We start from the raw sequence: 20520 nt of genomic DNA, 5'->3' as shown, positions 1-20520 counted from the left end.
TTTGCAGAAAAATTGCACGAAAAATACACTGCAATTGATTTGCCGACACTCAGAAAACTCGTAAGAAACGAAGTAAACCGCACAAAAGGCACAATGCTTTACGATTTGGACTGGGACGTTCAGCTTGTTGCGGCTCTTGATATTTTGAGCGGATCTAAGGCTGAATTTGATGAACTTTTAAAAAATACAAAAACTCTTAAAGAATTGCAGGAAGAGGCGGCTTTAAAAGACGAATCGCTGTCTGCCGAAAAAAAATGAGGCAGTTTGTTTCGACAGTAAATCCAGACAAAAAAGGACTTCTCGAAATTAACGGAAAAGATTTTCGTTATTTAAAACAAGTTCTTAGGCTTTCTGTCGGTGATATGCTTTATGTCCGTTTGCCAGACGGGAAACTTTCTGGTACGACCGTTGCAAAAATTGATGAAAACAGGCGCGCCGTAACTTTGCAAGTATGCGATTCTGTTTTGGAAGTTTTAAAAGAAGAAGGCGAAAATCAGAGCGAATATTGTCCGAAAGTGAATTTTTATCTTTTTCAGTTTGTTGCAAAGAGTTCAAAAATGGATTTGATTGTGAGACAGGCAACAGAATGTGGAGTTTTAAAAATAATTCCTGTGATTGGAAAATTTACGCAAAATGGCGTAGCAGAAAAGAATTTTCGCAATTCACGTTATGAGCGGATTGTAAAAGAAGCTCGCCAGCAGAGCGGAAGTCCAGTTTTGACCGAAATTGAAGAAACTTTGACGTTGGATGAAGCCTGTGCGCTTTGGAAAGAAATTGCCGGAGAAAATTCAGAAAGCGGTTTTGCCTGCGTTTTGTACGAGCGAAGCGAAAAAACAAAAAGTCTTTACGAAGTCATTTCGGATTCTGAAAAAATAAAAAATTACGCAGTTTTTTGCGGGGCGGAAGGCGGAATAAGTCCCGAAGAAATAGAAATTCTTTCTAAAAATGGAATTGTTCCAGTTCACTTTGAAACAAATATTTTAAGATGCGAAACTGCGGCGCTTTATGGCATTGCCTGCGTGCAGAATGCAGTAATGGGAAGAAAGATATGGCAGAAGAATTAAGAAATGAAAATTCAAAACTAAAAAGAATAAATTTGCTTGGTGTTCCGGTTGACGTCTGCAATCCTGGCGACATGGACGACGTTATTCTTGAAATTCTCGCAAAACCTGGCTCAAAACAGATTGTCTTTCTTTCTGTCTGGGATTTGCTAAAAGGCAGAAAAAAGAAAAAGAATTTTAGCAAGTATTTACATTCTGCCGATTTAATTTTGCCGGTTTCAAAAAGTATTATCTGGGGCGCAAAATTCTTAAAAAAAACAGTTCCTGTAAGATACAATCCTTTTTCCGCAGTAATTGCAATTTTGTCGGTCATGGAATATCACTACAAATCGCTGTTTTTGCTTGGAGGACGAAAAAAGGCTCTTCAAAAAGCAGAATCAAATTTGCGTTCAACCTTGCCAAACCTTCAAATTGTCGGCCGTTACGTCGGATATTATTCAAAAGATATTGAAAAAGATGTAGTCCAGGCAATTTATAAAGCGGCGCCTTCTCTTGTAATTGTGAGCGATGGAATAAAGGAAAAAAAATTGTGGGCCTATAACCGGCGGAACAATTTTGCTTCGAGCATTTTTTTGTATTACAAAGATTGCATTGGAATTTTTTCTGATCGCGTAAAAAGAGTAAGCGAAAAAACTTTTGACCGTGGACTTGAAATTTGGCCGGAAATTTTTAAAAATCCTTTGAAAATTTTTCTCATTTTTCCGTATTTGCGTTATATAATTTTAGTATTCTGGTACAGACTTTTTAAAAAGAATTCTTGAGAGTTTTTTTGAAAGGCAAAATCTTTTTTTTCTCACTAAATTCGGCATTTGTTTCAATGTGTTCAAATGCGCTTTCGGGCTTCTGTTGTTTTGAAGTTTTAAATTCAGAAAAGTCATTTAAAAATTGTCTTTTGCATTTTTCGAACTGTATTTTTTTGTGCGATTATGATTTTTTTAAAGGTGATGGACTTTTTGGCGAAATAACAAAACAGAACGGACACAAAATTTTCTTTTTGACGACAAAGGTTCAGAACAGTTCTTATATTCCAAAATATGTAATTTATCTTCCGTTCGGGTTTCCGCTGCTTTTTAAAATGATTGGTTTTGAAATTGATAATGAAGAAAATCCTGTCTGTCAAAAAAATTCTTCTTTTAACTTGGCAGGCTCGTCTCTGGGCGTAAAAAGATTGCGTCTTCAGATTGCGCAAGCGGCAAAGCACAAAGAGTGCGTTCTTTTTACTGGAGAAAGTGGAACTGGAAAGTCGCTTGCTGCAAAAATTCTGCACGAAATGAGTCCTGCTGGAAAAAAAGGCAAAAAACTCATAACCGAAAATATTTCTGCTGTTTCCGAAGGTCTTTTCGAAAGTGAACTTTTTGGCGTAAAAACTGGAGCCTTTACCGATGCAAACTGTGAGCGTGAAGGATTGATTGGCAGGGCGGACGGAAGCTCGATTTTTTTTGACGAAATTGGCGATTTCCCGCTGCATCTCCAGTCAAAACTTTTGCTTGCTGTTCAGGACGGTTTAATCCGAAAAATTGGAAGCGATGAAAGCCGAAAAGTCGATGTTAGGTTTATTTTTGCAACAAATCAAAATCTGCGGAATAAAATAAAAAATGGCGGTTTTAGGAAAGACTTGTTTTTTAGGATAAGCGCAGTCGAAATTGAAATTCCGCCGTTAAGAAAAAGAAAAGAAGATATTTTTGAGCTTTCAGCTGAATACTTAAAAAAGCGCGGACTGAATTTTTCGATTTCCAAAACCGCACTTTTAAAACTTCAGGATTACGACTGGCCTGGAAATATTCGCGAACTTGAAAATTGCTTGGCAAAAGCTGTCAGAAACTGCAAGAAAAATGTCATTGGTCCTGAATTGATTCATTTTTTTGAGCAAGACCTGCAATTTTTGTGAATGTTTTTTCAATGTAGGAAGCCTCGCCTTCGCTCAAAGACGCCCTTGAAAGAATTCCGCGCCAAAAATTTTCCATGTCTTCTCTTCCAGCAACCTTGAAAAAACCGGTTTTTTTAAGACTTTCTGAAATTGTGTTTACAGTTTTGGTCAAACGTTCGAGGTTTACGGGAACATAGCCTGGACTTATTTTTGTCTGCGTTCTAAAAAATTGGTATGCAATAATTTGAACTGCGTGCGAAAGGTTGAGGGATGCAAAGCCTGGCGAAGAAGGAATTGTAACTCCGATTGTACATTCTGAAAGCTCTTCGTCGGAAAGACCTGTGCGCTCATTTCCAAAAACTGCTGCGACAGTCTGACCTTTGCTTGTTTCTGTTCCTGAAATGTCCGAGGCGAGTTTTGCAAATTCTTCCGGGAGCAAAAGTTTGTCTTTGCGTTTTTTTCCTCGTCGGCGTGTTGTGCCTGCGGAAAGCGCGCAGTCTTTTGTGGCTTCTGTAATCGAATTAAAAAATTTCGCGTTTTCCCAAATGTCTGCCGCGTGAATTGCAAGCCGTCTTACATGCTCGTCGTCAAAATTTTCTTTTGACCCGACAATCCGCAGGTCAGAAAGCGCATTGTTTGCCATTGCGCGGCAAACTGCTCCAACGTTGCGGCTTTCTTCGGGATTTACAAGGACGATTGCAATTTTGTTAAGGTTCATTTGCGCTTTGCTCCAGATGAAAAACTTATAAAGATATTTTAGCGTTTTTGCAAAAAGCTGTCATTTAACTTAGATTTTTTTGATTAGCAAAAAAAATTGCTGTATAATTTTTTGCATGAAAAATTTTGAAGGAAAGAACGCCCTTGTTGTTGGTGGAAGCGGTGGAATTGGTTTTGAAATTTCCAGAATGCTTTTAAAAAACGGAGCGAATTTAATAATTCATGGACGAAATTTGCAAAAACTTGAAAAAACAAGACAAAATTTAAAAAGTGAATTTGAAAATAAGATGGAAATAAAAATTGTGCCGTTTGATTTTGATTCTGAACCTTTTGAAAATCTGCAAAATTCCGAACTGATAAAAGAAATCCAAAAAATAGACATTTTGTGCGTCTGCTACGGACCTTTTTTGCAAAAAAGTTTAGATAAAATGAGTTTTTCTGAGTGGCAGAAAATTTCGCTTTTAGATTATGCCCTTCCTGGAATTTGCGTGAGCGCGGCTCTTTCTGAAATGAAAAAAAAGCACTTTGGAAGAATCTTGCTTTTTGGCGGAACAGGAACAAATTTTCGTTCGGAATTTTTGACAAATGCCGCTTATGCTGGCGCAAAAACCGGACTTGGCGTTCTTGTGCAGTCGGTTGCCTGCGGATTTTCTTCCGATGGAATTACCTGCAATGCGATTTTACCGGGCTTTACCGAAACTGAATATCAGAGCGAAAAAATTCTTGAGGAAGGCAAAAACAAAATGCCTGAAAAAAAATTGATTGAAAGGGAATCGATTGCTAAAAAGGCTGAATTTTTGCTTAAAAGTGACGATTTGAACGGAGTTTTGTTGAAAGTTGACCGAGGATGGAGTCCTTTGAACGCTGGAAAAATGAATTGACTTTTACGCGCAAAAACAAAAATGCACGTGAACCGAAAATATAGCCCTGATTGCAGCAGCGCGAAGTGTCCGGCTTTGCCGGATAAAACTGCGAAAAGCAGGTTGCGGGAGGTGAATGCGCTCTGTTTTTTGAATTTTCAGGAATTTGATAAATTTGACATAATAGCGATTTTTGTCTTATAATTTACCGTATATCGAATGTTAGCAGGGGTTTTATGAGTAACAATAATATTGTTCCTGGATTTAATGACGAAAAAGATGACAGTCTCAAAATAAATCTTGAAAAAGTACCAGAAGTTGAAAACTGCCTGACAATATATTTGCTTGGATACATTGACACTTACAATTCGAGCTTTTTTCAAAAAAGAATTGCAAGGGTTGTGGAAGCAGGTTATGTAAATCTTATTTTTAACTGCGCTTCTCTTAATTATGTTTCTTCGACTGGAATTGGCTCGTTTACTGCATTTTTAAAAATGGTAAAACCGAAGGGCGGGGATGTTGTTCTTCTTGAAATTCAGCCGAAGGTTTACGAAGTTTTCCAGCTTTTGGGCTTTAGTCAGTTTTTTAATATAAAAGATTCGATGGGAGATGCAATCAACTTTTTCAAAAACGGAACTCAGGTTGAAGAAAGCGTTTTTCCGAAGATTTTTAGTTGTCCTGTTTGTTCAAAACGCCTAAAGGCGACAAGAAGCGGACGATTCCGCTGTTCTGAATGTAAGTCGATTCTTGCAATTGACCAGCAAGGTTCAGTTTTTTTGGGATAGAAAATTTTATAAAAAATTGTGTAAATTTTTGTGTCAAATCTTGTGTTTTGACGTTGAGCAAAAGAAGCGGCACAAAAAACTTTTTTGAAAATAAAATCCGCTGGCATAAAAAGAGCAGGCGGATTTTTTTATGTCAAAAATAAAAAAAGTTGGGCAAAACAAAGTTTGGCGAAAGATGCTTGTGGATAAAATGTGCTTTTGTGCGGAAGCTTGTGTATAAATTGTGGATACTTGTGCATAACTTGTGGATAAAATGTTTAAAAACGTGTGTATAGTTAAAAATTTAGAATGAAAAGTGGCAGGACTTGTGAACGTTTTTTTGTCGAATTGAATACTGGTTTTGTTAATTTATTGTGTTGTAAGGAATTAGTAAAATAAAAAAAATCTTAAAACCAATTATTTTTTTTAATAACGTTTGTTCGTTTTGCCGAAAATTTAATAACTAACGAAAGTTTGTGTGTACAACTTGTGGATAACTTGTGATTATGAGGTTTACAAAAGCTGATGAAGACCGCATTTAATATGATTATTTATTATCTTGTTGCAACTTTTTTTGGATTGATTGTTGCTGCCGGAATTTATATGCTTTTCTGCGATTTGACACTTTTGGTTGCAGGCGAAAAATTGAACTTTTTTAACTGGAACTTTTTTGTCCGAGGCCTTTTTGTTGCTTTTCCGCTGACTGTAAGTGTTGTTCTCGGATTTATAATTTTTTATGGAATTCGCCATCGGGAAAATCATTTTTTTCGTCTTGGCGCCTATATTTTTTTGTGCGCGCTTACTTGGTTTTGTTTGGTGCCAGTTTGCTTTAATCTTCAAAGATCTTGCGAAAACAAAAAAACAGAAAAAAATCAAAAAAAACTTTTATCGTCTGGTTTTTTCAGACCGGAGGCCGGAGGCGTCTTTTATTTTTCCAGGGTTGAAGAAAATGGAAAATCAAACGGTCTTTTTATCGATTTGAGCGGAATTACTGGAGAAGCCGGCTCTATCGTCAAGTTTTTTGATTCTTCTGTGGAAGAACTTTATGACGGAAAGTATTCAGACACTTTGATTCGAGATGTTGTAAAGCTTCCTCTGGTTTTGCTCGTTCCTTTGCGTGTTTATTCAACTTTGATAGAAAATGCACGTTCTGCCTGGAATTGCGGCTGGCTGAGCTGGATTTCGTTTTTGAGTTTTGTTCTTGCGCTTTGTTCGGTAATTTCGTTTCAATATACGAGCGGCTGGCGGCTTATAAATGCGCTCAGCGTAATGTTTGCAGCCGGAGTTGTCTGTCTTGTGAATTATTCTTTTTATAAAGGATTTATTTTTAAAAATTTGCGGATTTCGTGGAATGAACATTTGCTTGCAGTCGAACCAGGCGGAAAAATGAATTTTATTCAAAAAATTTTTGAGAATTCAGAACCTCTTCTTGTTACGATAAATCTTTTTTTATTTGCCTTCATTTTGGTTTCTGGAATTCTCTTATTTATATTCAAATATAAAAACAAAAAAGAGGCCGAGCGATGAGAAAGTCTGCTGCAATAATTTTTTCTTATGCTTTTTTAGTTTTTGCACTTTGCCTTGGAATTTCTGCTTTTATTGGGAGAGTTCCTTCTGTTCTTGAAGAATATCGTCGGACTTATATTTTTTGCCGTGGATTTTTGTATTTTTTTAGACTTTTGCCCGCGGTTTTGAGTTCCGGCTTTTTGGTTGCGCTTTCGATTTATTTTGGAATTGATTCCGAAAAAGCACAGATGCGTTTTAGTCCGGTTATTGTAAAAGATTTTAAAAGAACTATGATTTTGTCGCTGATTCTCGTTGCCGTTATGAGCGGAGTTTCAGAAATTGCCGCTCCAGTTGTTCAGCGAAAAAAAAACTTTGCTGAAAATTCTGAACGGCTTTTGACAGAATATATTCAGCTTGGAAACGAATCTCTTGCTGCCGAAAATTATGTTTTAGCTCATCGTTACGGAACCCAGATTCTAAAAATTCGACCGGCAAGTTCGGAAGGAAAAAATTTAATCGACAAGTCAGAGGCGGTATTAAAAGCAATAAAGAAAATTTCTCCAGAAACAGAAAAAGTAAAAACAGACGGAAATCTTAATATTTTTGATGAAATTTCTGGCGAAACGGTAACTTCTCTCATCAATAAATCAAAAATGGCGGCAGAAAAAGGCAAATGGTTTGACTCTCATTATTTTGCTCAGCTTGCCACGACTACCGGTTCAGAAAAAGACATAAACATAAAAGAAGCGCACAGGCTTGCAAGCCAGGCATGGAACGTTTTGCAGTCTGTCTCTCCTTCTGCAAAAACACGAGACCAAATTTTATTTGCAAAAAAGCGTTCTGCGTATAAGGCGCTCTCCGAAGGCGACAATATTGAAGCTTATTATCGGTTTGTGGAAATTTCAAAGCAGGATATTGAATGGGCTTCAGATCCAGATGTGACGGAATTTTTAACGATTGCACGCAACCGTATGGAAAAACAGTGCTTTTTTATCGATGAAACCGACAGTCTTAGGATTTTTGAAAATTTTCTGAATGTTTATTTTACGGTAAAACATTCGGACGGACGGACAGATGTTGTTTATATTCAGGGAATTACACCGGTTTATGACAATGGCGGAATGGTGCAGTATTTGCGCGGTCTGACGGTGACAACCTTTGCCAAAAACGGAAGTTTTATAAAGTCGTTCAGCGTTCCTTATGCAAAAATGCTTTCAGTTGCAGTCAGTTCTTTTGACGAAAATTTGCGCGCTCAGCTTGACTTGCCTCAAAAAGTAAAAAGAGTTCCGTATATTTTGTTAAAAAGTCTAGACAGAAACGGACGCGAAAAAATAATTCTTCCAAAATACGAGTTTTCATATTCTCTGCATCCCGATCAAAAAACGCAGCCGGTTTCGACAGTGCTTGCCATGTCGGTAGAAGATTTTTTTACGGCTTGCGAGCAGAGCGCCGGATTGAGGACAATGCCTTTGAACACGCTCTTAAAAACTGCCGGAAAAGCGCAGAATTTCGGTTTTTCCAACGAAATTTCCGGCGCATTTTTAATAAAGCGAATTACTTATCCGCTCATAATGATGACAATTTTAGTTTTTTTTGCAGGATTAGCCTGGAATTTTAGAATTCACAAAGAGCAGGTTTTTAAATTTGTCTGGGTTTTTATAATTCCATTTTGCGCTTTAGCATGCGACGCATTTATTCAAATTATTTTGTCAATTGCCGAACTTTTTAATTTTATGCTTGTGAGCGTCGCCGGAACTGCCTCCCTCTTGGTTGCGCTCGGATTCTGGATTGTAGTATTCTTTTTTGCAGTATTTTATTTTGTGACTAGAAAAACGAATTAAAATTTGGACGGCAATTTGCGCTCTAACCAGCTGCTTCGGGTTCCGCTGTCCGCTCCATTGCAAATAAATTTGCAACTTACGCCCTGCGCATCTGGCGTAAGTTGTTTTTTTAGCTTTTATTTTTGCAATTTTAGCTGATTTCCACACGTTTTATGTGCGCGCCAAGACTTTGCAATTTTTCTACAAGGTGTTCATATCCTCGTTCAATCTGATAAATATTTGAAATTGTCGATTCGCCATGAGCTGCCATTGCTGCAATTACCATTGCCATGCCCGCGCGCACATCCGGCGAAACAAGATTATCTCCGTGCAAAATACTTGGGCCGGAAACAACTGCGCGGTGTGGATCGCAGAGAGTAATTCTTGCTCCCATGCTTATAAGTTTATCAACAAAGAACATTCTGCTTTCAAACATTTTTTCAAAAATCAAAACAGTTCCTTCAACCTGGGTTGCAACAACTGTCATAATCGAAGTTAAATCAGGCGGAAATCCCGGCCATGGAGAATCATCAATTTTTGGAATCATTCCTCCCAAGTCTGTGTTTACTTTCATTTCCTGACCGACAGCGACTGTCAGAGTGTCGCCTTCGATTGTCCATGTTATTCCAAGCTTGCCAAATGCAACGCGCAAAGGCCTCATGTCTTCCGCGCGGATTCCAGTAATTGTAATTGAACCTTTTGTTGCGGCCGCAAGTCCAATATACGAACCGATTTCCATAAAATCAGGTCCAATTGAAAAATCAACTCCGTGTAGTTTTTTTACACCGTCGATTATAAGGATATTTGAGCCGATTCCTGAGATTTTTGCTCCCATTGCAACGAGCATGTTGCATAAATCCTGCACGTGCGGTTCTGAGGCCGCATTCGTGATTTTTGTTCTTCCTTCTGCAAGAACAGCCGCCATAACTGCATTTTCTGTTGCCGTAACGGAAGTTTCGTCAAGAAATAAATCTGCTCCGACAAGTTTGTTTGCTGTAAAAGTAAACGGGCCATCAACTGTTATTCGTGCGCCAAGTTCCTGAAGAGCGAGAAAGTGCGTGTCTAAGCGTCTGCGGCCGATTACATCGCCTCCTGGAGGCGGCATGACAGCTTTTCCAGTTCTTGCAACGAGCGGACCTGCAAAAAGGATTGAAGCGCGGATTTTTTTGCTCAATTCACTTGGAATATCAGTTTTTTCGATTTTTTTTGCTTCGATTTTCCAGGTGTGGTGCTCAATTTTTTCGACACTTGCTCCGAGCGATTGCAAGATTGAAATCATTACCGAAGTATCTTCAATGTCTGGAATATTTCGCAAAATTACAGTTTCGTCTGTCAAAAGAGAAGACGCAATGCACGGCAATGCAGAATTTTTGTTTCCGCTCGCTTTTACAGTTCCGCGGATTGGAATTCCGCCTTCGATTTTGTATTCAAACATTTTGTTCTCCAAAGTGTTATTTTTTTAATTTAGTTTCGGCTTAAACTGAGCACAAATTTATTAGGACTTCTAATGCCTTGCTCATTTCGTTCAGGCTTGCCCACTCTGAGCGCGAATGAAAATCGTGGCCGCCAGTAAAAATATTTGGTGTTGGAATTCCCAGTTCTGTAAGCCGTGAACCATCTGTTCCTCCGCGGATTGGAGGAAAAACAGGCTCAATTCCGGCAGATTTGTATGCGTTTACAAGTTTTTGCACGGTTTGAGGTGAATTTTCAAGTCCGTTTTTCAGGTTTGCATATTGAAAAGTGTGTTTTACTTCTGTTTTGCCGCCAAAAATCAGGGCCGTTGTCTGTGCAAGTTTTTCGATTAAGGCTTTTCGTTTTTCCATTCCTTCTGTGGAAAAGTCTCTCAAAAAAACAGTAACTTCTGCTTTTTCTATTGTGCCGGAAATTTCCATTGGCGCAAAAAATCCTTCAAAACCGCATGTTGTTTCTGGAGCTTCGTGTCGTGGAACTGAAGCAATAAAATTTGCCGCCATAACCGCCGCATTTACCATTTTGCCGCGTGCGCTTCCTGTATGAGTTGAAATTCCTGTAAATTTAATTTCGCTTTTGCAGGCGTTAAAACATTCGGTTTCGAGTTCACCCAAATTTCCGCCGTCTACAGTGTAAGCTTGTTTTGATTTTATTAGGTTGAGAGGAACGTTGTCCATTCCATGCCCAGTTTCTTCGTCCGGGCTAAAGCAAATTTCTATTTCGCCGTGTTTTATTTGCGGATTTTCCTTAAAAAAAGCAAGTGTCTGCATAATTTCGGCAATTCCTGCTTTGTCGTCAGCCCCCAAAAGTGTTGAGCCGTCTGTCGAAATTATTGTGTCGCCGTTTTTTTTTGTAAGAACAGGTTTTACATTTTGACCTGAACATTCTTCTACAGTGTCCAGGTGCGCAAGAAGACAAAATGAATCTGAAACATTTGCTCCGTCCGAAGCCTGCAACCGACCGTAAACGTAGCATTTTTCTGTAATTTGAACGTCGGAAAGACCGAGTTGTTCAAGTTCTTCTTTTAGAAGTCTAGCTAAGTCAAACTGTCTGTCGGTCGAAGGCTGAAAACCCGAATCGGCACGGGAACTATCGCTGGTTGTCCAAATCTGAACATACCGTAAAAACCGTTCAAGAAGAGCATTTTTTTGCCCGTCAGAAATAAAAATCATAAAAATATTATAAGCAAAAAACGAAAAATAAAACAGAGGAACGTTAAAGTGGTTCAAAACTCTTTACAAGGTATTTGAAAGTTGCTGTTTTTGAATCGTTTTGAATGGCGGAATACAAAAATAGTTCTGGATAGCCGTATGTTTTGTCGTAACTTAGAAGCAGTTTTTCATAATTTGAACTGGTGTCTGTGGATACTGTTTTTATTGCGGTGAACAGTTCCTCTATGGAAGTAATCAAGCTATCTTCTTCGGATATGTTAGTTTTTTCTGAGAATTTTATTGAATTATTTTTGCCGGAAACTGTAATTTGAACTTCGTATGCTTTTTCCGAATTGCCTTGTAGTTCGCCGTTTAGAACAAAAATGTAGTTTTCGGGCTTTTTTATGTTCCACAGGGCATAATTTTTGGAATAAGAAGTTTCGCTAAAATCCATGGGTTGGTCGCCAGGTCCGTCGGAACCGTAACTGTTATGGCAAGAAAAAGTCGGAAGCGAAACAAAACAGGCTGTAAGCATAACGGCAAAAAAAGTATTTCTTTTATTTATCTTCTTCCTCTTCTAGGTTATGGGCTACTCCAAAAAAACGCTATAAAACTAAATATAACAAAAAGTTTAAATATGTCAAGTTTTTTTGTATGAAACTCAAACTGTTCAAAACTTAAGTGCCATTTTCTGAAATTTTTGAATAAGAGGCGTTGCTGTTTTTTATTTGTTTCTATTGACAGAAACAGAATATTGATGTATTGTTTCTTTTGATAGAAACAATAATTGGGGTTTTTTATGTCAGATATTTTTGATTCAGTTTATAAATGTATTTCTAGTGAGCGTTATACTCCTTATTCGTTGGCCCGCAAAATCGGGGCTGTTGGCATTTTGGAATCGGCAAGTTTTGCAAAAGGGCGTGAACGTTACTCGATTTTGATGGCTGAGGAGGCTTTCAAGATTGTTCAGGACGATGACGGAGTTGCATTTTTAATTGACGGCTCCCGTGTGCCTTTTGTTCCTGTGGAAGATTCTCTTGACGCTCTTGGCCGTAAAAAGCCGGCTGATATTTTGGACGCTCTTTTGTATGTTGCACAGCAGCACAAAAATTTTGAAAATTCTTCTGATATTCCGGTTCCGGCTTCTGGAATGGGATATTTGAGCTATGAGTTTGCAAGAAGATGCGATAATATTCGTTTTTTTGAGCAGGAAGATGAACTTGGAATTCCTGAAAGCCTTTTTATTGCCGGACATATTTACATTGTGTTTGACCATTTTACCGAAACAATGCATATTTTTGGTTTTAACTACAAGGAGCACAAAATCGATATTCAAGCTGCTGTTGAAAAAATGGTCAAAAGAATAAACGACATGGATTTTTCTTATGTTGAAAACGAAATTGGAAAATTTGAATATAAAATTCTGACAGATATTGAGCAGTCTAAGCGCGAATATGTTCAAAAAGTTGAAGAACTTAAAAAGCACATTGTTGACGGAGACATAATCCAGGCGGTTCCGAGCCGCCGTGTCCAGATCGAATGCAAGGCGACGGCTTTGCAGGTTTATGGAAAACTGAGAAAAGTAAATCCTTCGCCTTATATGTTTTATCTTGATTTTGGAAATTTTCAGTTGACAGGAGCTTCTCCGGAAAGTTTGGTGCGCGTGCGTGAAGGAAAAGCGTCTATTCATCCGATCGCGGGAACAATTCATCGTGGAAAAAACGAAGCCGAAGATGAAGAATTGAGCAAAACTCTGCGCGAAAATCCAAAAGAACGCGCCGAACATCTTATGCTTGTTGATCTTGCAAGAAACGATTTGGGACGAGTCTGCAAGAGTGGAAGCGTGACTGTTCCTCAATATATGGAGTGCGAGCGTTACAGCCACGTAATTCATCTTGTTTCGAATACGGAAGGTTTTGTGCGCGAAGGCGTAAAGCCGATTCAGGTTTTGAGGGCGTCTTTTCCGGCAGGAACTGTGAGCGGAGCGCCTAAAATCAGCGCAATGCAGATTTTGAGCCGTTTGGAAAAAATAAAAAGGCGTTTTTATGCCGGGGCGGTCGGATATATCCAGAACAACGGGGATTTAGATTTTTGCATTACGATTCGTTCTTGCTTGTGTAAAGATGGAATTTTTAGTTTGCAGGCCGGTGGTGGAATTGTTTACGATTCGACTCCTGAACGTGAATTTACTGAAACTCAGGAAAAGCTCGGCGCTTTGATTGATACTTTGACTAAATAAAAAATGCGTTAGGTTATGGAGCACCGCCGAAGGCGTTCCAAAAGACAAAATGGGAACCGTTTTGTCTTTTGGAATGGAGCGAGTAGCGGAAGTGCGGAACAACCGGCCCGCGCAAGCGGGAAACGCCCATTATGATTATTTTAAAATTTATTTCAAATTCATTTACGAATTTTCTTGCCGATTGGAATTTATTTTTATATTTTAAAGTTAAAGTTGATGAAAAATCGCTTTGGATAACGAAAAAAAATTATAGGAGATAAATAGAAAATGGCAAAACAGTTGATTTTCAATGAAGATGCGCGCAAAAAGATGCTTTCTGGCGTTGAGCAGATTGCACGCGCTGTAAAAGTTACACTTGGTCCTTGCGGACGTCTTGTTATGCTGGACAAGAAATTCGGCGCGCCGACTATCACAAAGGACGGCGTTAGCGTTGCAAAGGAAGTTGAGCTTAAAGACCCTTTTGAGAATATGGGTGCTCAGCTTGTAAAAGAAGTTGCTTCTAAGACAAACGATGTCGCAGGCGACGGAACTACAACTGCCACTGTTTTGGCTTACGCAATTGTAAAAGAAGGATTGAAGTCAGTTGCCGCTGGAATTACTCCAATCGAGGTTAAGCGCGGAATTGACAAGGCTGTCGCTGTTGCTGTTGAGGAAATCAAAAAGAACAGCCGCGCAGTCAAAGGCTCGGATGACATTACTCACGTTGCGACAGTTTCTGCGAACAACGACCCTGAAATCGGAAAAATCCTTGCGGATGCAATCGAGAAAGTCGGAAAAGACGGCGTAATCACTGTTGAAGAGTCCAAGAATATGGATACAACTGTTAAGACTGTTGAAGGAATGCAGTTTGACCGCGGATATATCTCTTCTTACTTTGTTACAGACCGCGAGAGAATGGAAATCAACTATAGCGACGCTTACGTTCTGATTCACGACAAGAAAATTTCCACAATGAAAGACTTGCTTCCATTGCTTGAAAAAGTCGCTCAGACTGGAAAGCCGCTTGTGATTATCTGCGAGGATATGGACGGCGAAGCTCTTGCAACTTTGGTTTTGAACTCAATCCGCGGAACACTCAAATGTGTTGCTGTTAAGGCTCCAGGATTCGGCGACAGAAGAAAGGAAATGCTTCAGGACATCGCTATTTTGACTGGCGGAACTGTAATCTCTGAAGAGCTTGGACTTAAGCTTGACCAGACGGACCTTAGCCAGCTTGGACAGGTTAAATCTGTAAAAATCGACAAGGACAACACAACTTTGGTTGACGGAGCAGGCGACAAGAAAGCGATTGCCGACCGTGTTGCGGAAATCAAGGCTCAAATTGAAAAATCTACTTCTGACTACGACAAGGAGAAGCTCAAGGAGCGTCTCGCAAAACTTTCGGGCGGAGTTGCTGTAATCAATATCGGCGCAATCACTGAGACCGAGATGAAAGAGAAGAAATTCCGCGTTGAGGATACTTTGGCGGCTACACGCGCGGCTTTGGAAGAAGGAATTGTTCCAGGCGGCGGAATTGCGTTGCTTGAAGCTGCGGCTGCTCTTACTGACGATGCTGCGAAAGACCTTTCTGACGACGAGAAAGTCGGATTCAAGATTGTCCGCCGCGCTTTGGAAGAGCCAATCCGCCAGATTGCTGAGAATGCAGGTGTTGACGGAGCTGTTGTCGCTGAGAAAGCTAAGCACGAGAAGAAAGGCGTTGGCTACAATGCACGCACAGGAAAATGGGTTGACCTTATGGAAGATGGAATCATCGACCCTGCTAAGGTTACACGCTCGGCTTTGCAGAACGCGGCTTCTGTCGCAGGAATGTTGCTGACTACAGAATGTGCAATCACTGATATTCCAGAGCCTCCGACTCCAGCTGCTGCTCCAAACCCGGGAATGGGAATGGATTACTAGAAAAGACTAGTCAAGGCCTTGCTTTTGAGAAAATCATTAGCAAGGTCTTTTTTTTGTGCTTTTTTTGTTTAAAACTGAAGAATTTTGGTATAAAATATTTTATAGGCAGATGAATTTCAGACATACAAGTTTTACAGCAAAATTTTTCATTTTTTTAGCGGTTTTATTTTTTTTGACAGGGACTTTTTTTTCAATTAAGAAAAAAAATGTAAAAAAACAAAATGAACTGAATTCGATTTTTGCCGAAAAAATAAGCGATTTGGCAGAAGAGAAAAAGCTTCCGGAAGAGCCTGTTCAGCTTGAAATTTTTAGAAAATCTTATCCTGACGTTTCTTTTGAAAGTTTTTACGATGAAGAAAAAAATGACTGGCTTGTAAAAATTTCTGCTCCGATTTTCCCGGACAAAGAAGAAAAAAAACAGACAGAGTTGTGGTGGGCGGACGGCAGGCTTTTGCCGGAAGATGAACTTGAAAACAAAAATGAATATTGGAAACTCATTTACCAATATTCAAAACTGAAAGATCCGAAAGAAATGAATGCTGAAGAAATCGAAGAAGTACGGAATTTTTCTTCAAGCAAAAACAGGCAAACTTCTCAGGGCACGCCGATGTTTTTTTTTGATTTTTTGTATGCTGCAAAATCCAAGGTGATAATTGAGGATCATATAAGTTATTCAACTTTTTTAGGAAAATCGACAAAAATTCATGAACGGATAAAAAATCCTCTCTTAAATGTTGAAACACGGATTTTAAACCTTGCAAAGGAAGATCCCGAAATTGACGGATTTATAAAAAATTTAAAATCGGCAGATGCCTACAATTGGCGTGTAATTGAAGGTACTGGCGGAAGAAAATCTTTTCATTCGTATGGAATTGCAGTCGATTTGATTCCGAAAAGGCTCTACGGAAAAGCAATTTTTTGGAGCTGGACGCGCGACAAAGATCCGAAAAACTGGATGCTCACTCCTCTCGAAAAACGCTGGATGCCGCCTCAAAAAATAATCGACATTTTTGAAGATGAAGGATTTATTTGGGGCGGAAACTGGATAATTTTTGATAATATGCACTTTGAATATCACCCGGAAATTTTAAAAGGAAAGTAAAATTTCGTTTTTTTTGTTCGCATTGTCCGGACTTTTTTGACTGAGATTTCTAAAAATTGATGATTTCATCATAGCAGGCGATTGCAAAATTGTCTGTCATTCCGGAAATATATTCGATTACGCATTTTTGGTAATTTTCGTATTCATTTACATCAAAAACAACCGGCGTTTCGTAGCGGAGTGTTTTTTTTCTGTCAGGAGCGTCCTGAGGAATGTAATTTGAATATCGAATTAGCCAGTCTTCGAAAGTTGAGCTTAAATTCTTAAAATAGCGCATGGAAGATGGAATTCTTCCATTTTTTGCAAAGCTTTGTGTGCCCATCAAAGTTCTGTAAATTGTTCCCAAAACATTTTGTGCATAATTTTTAAATTCAAGAAGACGCCAATGGCTGTAAATTTTTTGAAAACTGAATTTTTTTAATTCGCTTATAAACTTAAAATATTGCTCGCTAAAGCAAAGCCCTTTTTCCGGACTTGAATTCTTGCAGAGGTCTACAATCATATCGTTGATTAAGACGGTTGTGTTTATTGCTTTTCCAGAACTTGAAAAACCGAGAGTGCTGCCTACAATTTCGCGCAATTGACGGTAACATCCCATGTCGAGAATGTGGTAGCGACGTGCGTCCTGCAAATCTCTTCCCAAAAATGCAATTTTGTCGCTGAGTTTTACAATGCAGCCTTCCCATGTGAATGGCTGTACAAAACCTGGAACTTTTATGTCGTAAAGAGGAATGTTTTCTTTACGAGGTTTTAATCCCTGCTGGTCAATTTCGCCACAGTGGCAGACAATTCCGTCGCGGACAGCATAAGTTAAATTCAATGTACGCTCAAAACCGTCTGGGTCTGGAAGAGTTTCGATATAATCTGCAAAAAAAAGAGAATTTCGTTCATGCCAGAATTTTTTAGGAGCATTTGCGCCCGGACGCTGTTCCATAAGGCTGTTTAAAATTTCTTCGCCGGTATGGCCAAAAGGCGCGTGTCCCAGATCGTGTCCTGTTGCAATCGCCTGCGTCAATTCGGTATTGAGTCCAAGATATTTTGCGATTGTGTCAGAAACTGAGGCTACGTGAAGAACGTGTTCCATTCGTGTGCATACGTGGTCGTTGTGCGGAGAATAAAAAACCTGCGTTTTGTGTTTTAACCGGCTAAAAGCCTGGCAGTGCAAAAGTCTTGTGTAATCTCTGTCAAAAACAGAGCGAATTGAATTTCCCCGGTCGTAAATTGGAATTTCCCGCTTTACCGCATCCTGCCATTTATGATTTAGAGAATTTGTTGCATCTTTTTCAAATGAATTTTTCATAATTCGATTATAACTTACTTTAATTTTTTTAGATATTTTATTAAAAACGGCAAAGTGATGAACGCAGAAAGCAAATCGCTCAGAGCCGGAGTGAGCATAATTCCAGCAACTGGTTCAAATCCAAAAAGCTGAACAGTGTAAGGCAGACATAAAATCATTGGAACAAAAACAATTCCCTGTCTGAGAGACGAAAGCACTGTTGCAGAAAGTTTCTCGCCGGCAGTTTGTAAAAGCATTGTTGAACCAAAAATAATTGAATGAAAGGCAAGAACGCAGCAGCTCATTCTGAGAGCAATTGAAGCGACTTTTATGACGGCTTCATCGTCACGAAACGAATGCGCAATTTGCGGGGCAAAGATAAAAACGACAGTTCCAAGGACTGCCATTGCGAGCGAAGTTCCTTTTATTAAAAAAGCAACAGCCTGTTTAACGCGGTCATATTTTTTTGCGCCGAGATTTATTCCGCATACAGGCTGAAAACCTTGCCCAAGTCCGATTGCAACCGCCATTAAAAGCTGGCAAATCCTGTTGCTGATAGACATGCCTGCAACCGCGGCGTCTGCCGTCTGAGCTGCTGTCAGTGCAAAACCAGACATAAGGGCGCCGTATTTTGCCGCGCCGATATTCATAAAAATTGTCGAAACCGAAGTTGTGCCCTGCCGAAAAAGGCTTGGAAGTCCAGTCGTAACAATGTCAAAATAAACTGAAAATTTTTTTGCAACCGACTTTATATTGAATTTTACAACTTGAGGATTAAAGAAAAACATAGAAAGCAGGATAAAAAAACTCGTAATCTGGCTTATTAAAGTTGCAATCGCCGCTCCAGAAATTCCCATTTTAAAGACAAAAATAAAAAGCGGATCTAAAAGCATATTCAAAATTCCGCCAGTAACCATTCCAATCATCGAAAAAGCGGCCTTGCCCTGAAAACGCAACAGATTGTTCATTGCGAAGGCGCTCATCATAAAAGGGCAGCCAAAAATTATAAAACGCGCGTAATCAAGCGCAAAAGGAAAAATAGTGTCAGTTGCGCCAAGAAGTCTAACCAGAGGCTTGTTAAAAATTGTTCCCAAAATCGAAAAAATAAGTCCGAGGCTAAAAACGCAGACAATTGCCGTAGAAACAAAAGTTTGCGCTTTTTGGCGGTTTCCAGAGCCAAGCGCACGGCTTGTAATAGACCCAGAACCCATTCCAATCATAAAGCCGCCAGCCTGAATCATCGTCATAAGCGAAAAAATAACACCGACAGCGCCAGAAGCGCTAGTTCCGAGCTGACTTACAAAAAAAGTGTCCGCCGTATTGTAAATCGCGCTTACCATCATCGTAATAATGGTTGGAATTGCGTTTTTTATAATAAGCGACCCAACTGGCTGGGAAAGCATAAGTTCAACAGTGTTGAAAGAGCGGGAATTCATAAAAAAGATTTTCCCAAAATCAAAAAATAAAATCAAGCAATAAAAGTTAGTGTTGATAAACCTTAACAAACAGATAGTTGATTTTCTAAAAAAATTTTATTAACATATCCAAGTACGCCAACTTAGCTCACCTGGTAGAGCAGCTCCCTCGTAACGAGCAGGTACTCGGTTCAAGTCCGGGAGTTGGCTTTTTTTTGTTTTAAATCCTTGCATTTCAACAACTTGCTGCATTTAAGCGGCATAAAAAACTTTTTTATCAGTTTTTTGAATAACTTCCTGGTTTATTCCTCAAAAACTCGATCGCGCTCAAACCTGCCAATGCCCCTTCAAAAACCGCTTTGCTTACTTGCAAAAGTCCGCCCGTGCAATCTCCGCAGGCAAAAATCCCCGGAAAATTAGTCTGCATTTTTTCGTCAGCTTTTATTTTGTCGCCGTCCAAAAAAATGCCTGCTTTTTTTGCAAAGTCTGCGGCGCCAGCTTCTCCCAGCGCAATAAAAATTCCGTCCGCGCTTAAAATTTCTCCGTCAAAAAAAACAAGCGAGTTTACAAGTCCAGAATTTTCGTCGCCCTTAATTTCTTCGATTTTTCGTTCATCAACAAAATACTTTGTGTTCAATTTTTTTAATTCATCGCAATTTTCACCGTTTGTAAGAATTTTTACGGAAGAAGCGACATTTGCAAGCACATCAGCCTCGCTCAACGCAAATTTTCCGTTTCCAATGACTACGACATTTTTCTTTCTGTAAAAAAAAGCGTCGCAGACAGCGCAAAAACTGACGCCTTTTCCTTCAAAATCCTGCAAGCCCTTGATTTTTGGACGAAGTTTTTTGTTTCCCGTGGCAAGAACCAAAGATTTTGCCTCAAATTTCTGTTTGCCAGCCAAAATTTCAAAGTTTCCGCTTGAGTTTACCTCAAAATGCGTAATTTCCAGTTTTTTTACAGCAATTCCCAAATTTTCCGCCTGCAAAAGCCCCTCATTGTAAAGTTCCGCCCCGGAAATTCCGTCCTTAAAACCGTAATAATTTTCAATTTTGTGCGCTTTTTCCAAAGAGCCACCGCCGTTGTGCAAAACCAAAACCTCAAAGTTGCCACGGCGAGCATAAATTGCCGCAGAAATTCCCGCCGGCCCGCCGCCAATAACCGCTAAATCAAAAATTTTTTTGCTTTCAACCATAATTTAATTTTAGCATATTTTAAAAACTTAAAAAGAATTTGGAGCGCAATTTTCTCAAAAGAAAAGTTTTTCGGCTAAACCGTCCAGTTGCCGCAAAAACCGGCTTTCCACCCTTCGCTAGGCGCTCATTGCCGTTCCGGCAACTCCGGGGTTCCAATCCGGGCTGCAAGCCCGG

At 39.4% G+C, this 20520-nt stretch carries 17 protein-coding genes, 1 tRNA gene and 1 pseudogene; 12 read left to right on the top strand and 7 right to left on the bottom strand.

What is annotated here, in order from left to right:
* The 4 genes and pseudogenes from B2X33_RS04310 to B2X33_RS04295 form a co-directional block, all read left to right on the top strand.
* Positions 1-258, top strand: a pseudogene (locus B2X33_RS04310) (S41 family peptidase); the annotation flags it as partial.
* Positions 255-1064, top strand: coding sequence for an RsmE family RNA methyltransferase (locus B2X33_RS04305; RefSeq protein ID WP_296667911.1), 810 nt, complete (start codon positions 255-257; stop codon positions 1062-1064). The pseudogene B2X33_RS04310 and the gene B2X33_RS04305, both read left to right, overlap by 4 nt.
* Positions 1049-1822, top strand: coding sequence for a WecB/TagA/CpsF family glycosyltransferase (locus B2X33_RS04300; protein WP_296667909.1), 774 nt, complete (start codon positions 1049-1051; stop codon positions 1820-1822). The genes B2X33_RS04305 and B2X33_RS04300 overlap by 16 nt, the downstream gene beginning before the upstream one ends.
* Positions 1823-1977: 155 nt before the next feature.
* A complete protein-coding gene (locus tag B2X33_RS04295) occupies positions 1978-2949 on the top strand; it encodes a sigma-54-dependent transcriptional regulator (protein ID WP_296667907.1) in 972 nt (323 codons plus the stop codon).
* Here the strand turns inward: B2X33_RS04295 and B2X33_RS04290 are convergent.
* Positions 2897-3646 (bottom strand): RNA methyltransferase, encoded by a 750-nt coding sequence (locus B2X33_RS04290; RefSeq protein ID WP_296667905.1) that lies wholly within the window; start codon positions 3644-3646, stop codon positions 2897-2899. The two genes, B2X33_RS04295 and B2X33_RS04290, sit on opposite strands and share 53 nt — an antisense overlap.
* A 115-nt stretch (positions 3647-3761) precedes the next feature.
* Here B2X33_RS04290 and B2X33_RS04285 point away from each other — a divergent pair, with 115 nt between their 5' ends.
* The 4 genes from B2X33_RS04285 (at position 3762) to B2X33_RS04270 (ending at position 8616) form a co-directional block, all read left to right on the top strand.
* Entirely contained in the window at positions 3762-4526 is a 765-nt protein-coding gene (locus tag B2X33_RS04285; protein WP_296667903.1) for an SDR family NAD(P)-dependent oxidoreductase, read from the top strand.
* Between the two features lie 215 nt (positions 4527-4741).
* Positions 4742-5290, top strand: a complete 549-nt coding sequence (locus tag B2X33_RS04280) for an STAS domain-containing protein (protein WP_296018205.1) — start codon at positions 4742-4744, stop codon at positions 5288-5290.
* A 504-nt stretch (positions 5291-5794) separates the two neighbouring features.
* Positions 5795-6796 (top strand): hypothetical protein, encoded by a 1002-nt coding sequence (locus B2X33_RS04275; RefSeq protein ID WP_296667901.1) that lies wholly within the window; start codon positions 5795-5797, stop codon positions 6794-6796.
* Positions 6793-8616 (top strand): hypothetical protein, encoded by a 1824-nt coding sequence (locus tag B2X33_RS04270; protein ID WP_296667899.1) that lies wholly within the window; start codon positions 6793-6795, stop codon positions 8614-8616. The genes B2X33_RS04275 and B2X33_RS04270 overlap by 4 nt, the downstream gene beginning before the upstream one ends.
* Positions 8617-8746: 130 nt before the next feature.
* Here B2X33_RS04270 and murA read toward each other — a convergent pair whose 3' ends face one another.
* From murA to B2X33_RS04255, 3 genes are read right to left on the bottom strand one after another with little or no spacing between them, the layout of a single operon-like run.
* Positions 8747-10030, bottom strand: a complete 1284-nt coding sequence (murA, locus tag B2X33_RS04265) for a UDP-N-acetylglucosamine 1-carboxyvinyltransferase (protein WP_296018226.1) — start codon at positions 10028-10030, stop codon at positions 8747-8749.
* Between the two features lie 40 nt (positions 10031-10070).
* A complete protein-coding gene (pepT, locus tag B2X33_RS04260; RefSeq protein WP_349675709.1) occupies positions 10071-11294 on the bottom strand; it encodes a tripeptide aminopeptidase PepT in 1224 nt (407 codons plus the stop codon).
* A complete protein-coding gene (locus B2X33_RS04255; protein WP_296667897.1) occupies positions 11281-11751 on the bottom strand; it encodes a DUF6174 domain-containing protein in 471 nt (156 codons plus the stop codon). Before B2X33_RS04255 ends, pepT begins: the two co-directional genes overlap by 14 nt.
* 264 nt (positions 11752-12015) lie before the next feature.
* Between B2X33_RS04255 and B2X33_RS04250 the strand changes: the two genes are divergently transcribed.
* The 3 genes from B2X33_RS04250 (at position 12016) to B2X33_RS04240 (ending at position 16456) form a co-directional block, all read left to right on the top strand.
* A complete protein-coding gene (locus B2X33_RS04250; RefSeq protein ID WP_296667895.1) occupies positions 12016-13455 on the top strand; it encodes an anthranilate synthase component I family protein in 1440 nt (479 codons plus the stop codon).
* Positions 13456-13722: 267 nt separating this feature from the next.
* A complete protein-coding gene (groL, locus tag B2X33_RS04245; RefSeq protein WP_296667893.1) occupies positions 13723-15354 on the top strand; it encodes a chaperonin GroEL in 1632 nt (543 codons plus the stop codon).
* A gap of 172 nt (positions 15355-15526) precedes the next feature.
* On the top strand, positions 15527-16456 hold the full coding sequence (locus B2X33_RS04240) for a M15 family metallopeptidase (RefSeq protein WP_296667891.1): 930 nt from the start codon (positions 15527-15529) through the stop codon (positions 16454-16456).
* A gap of 49 nt (positions 16457-16505) precedes the next feature.
* Here the strand turns inward: B2X33_RS04240 and B2X33_RS04235 are convergent, their stop codons facing one another.
* On the bottom strand, positions 16506-17756 hold the full coding sequence (locus B2X33_RS04235; protein ID WP_296018264.1) for a deoxyguanosinetriphosphate triphosphohydrolase family protein: 1251 nt from the start codon (positions 17754-17756) through the stop codon (positions 16506-16508).
* Positions 17757-17770: 14 nt separating this feature from the next.
* Complete coding sequence (locus tag B2X33_RS04230) at positions 17771-19171, bottom strand: MATE family efflux transporter (protein WP_296667889.1); 1401 nt, start codon at positions 19169-19171, stop codon at positions 17771-17773.
* A 116-nt stretch (positions 19172-19287) separates the two neighbouring features.
* On the opposite strand from B2X33_RS04230, the gene B2X33_RS04225 reads away from it, so the two are divergent.
* Positions 19288-19360 (top strand) — tRNA-Thr (locus B2X33_RS04225).
* 67 nt (positions 19361-19427) lie between these two features.
* On the opposite strand, the gene B2X33_RS04220 is transcribed toward B2X33_RS04225, so the two are convergent.
* Complete coding sequence (locus tag B2X33_RS04220; RefSeq protein ID WP_296667887.1) at positions 19428-20345, bottom strand: NAD(P)/FAD-dependent oxidoreductase; 918 nt, start codon at positions 20343-20345, stop codon at positions 19428-19430.
* Positions 20346-20520: the final 175 nt, after the last annotated feature.

Origin of the sequence: Treponema sp. UBA785 (assembly GCF_002297065.1) — a bacterium.
GTDB lineage: Bacteria > Spirochaetota > Spirochaetia > Treponematales > Treponemataceae > Treponema_D.
The sequence above is the reverse complement of the archived record's forward strand: the minus strand, read 5'-3'. Positions and strand labels throughout refer to the sequence as shown.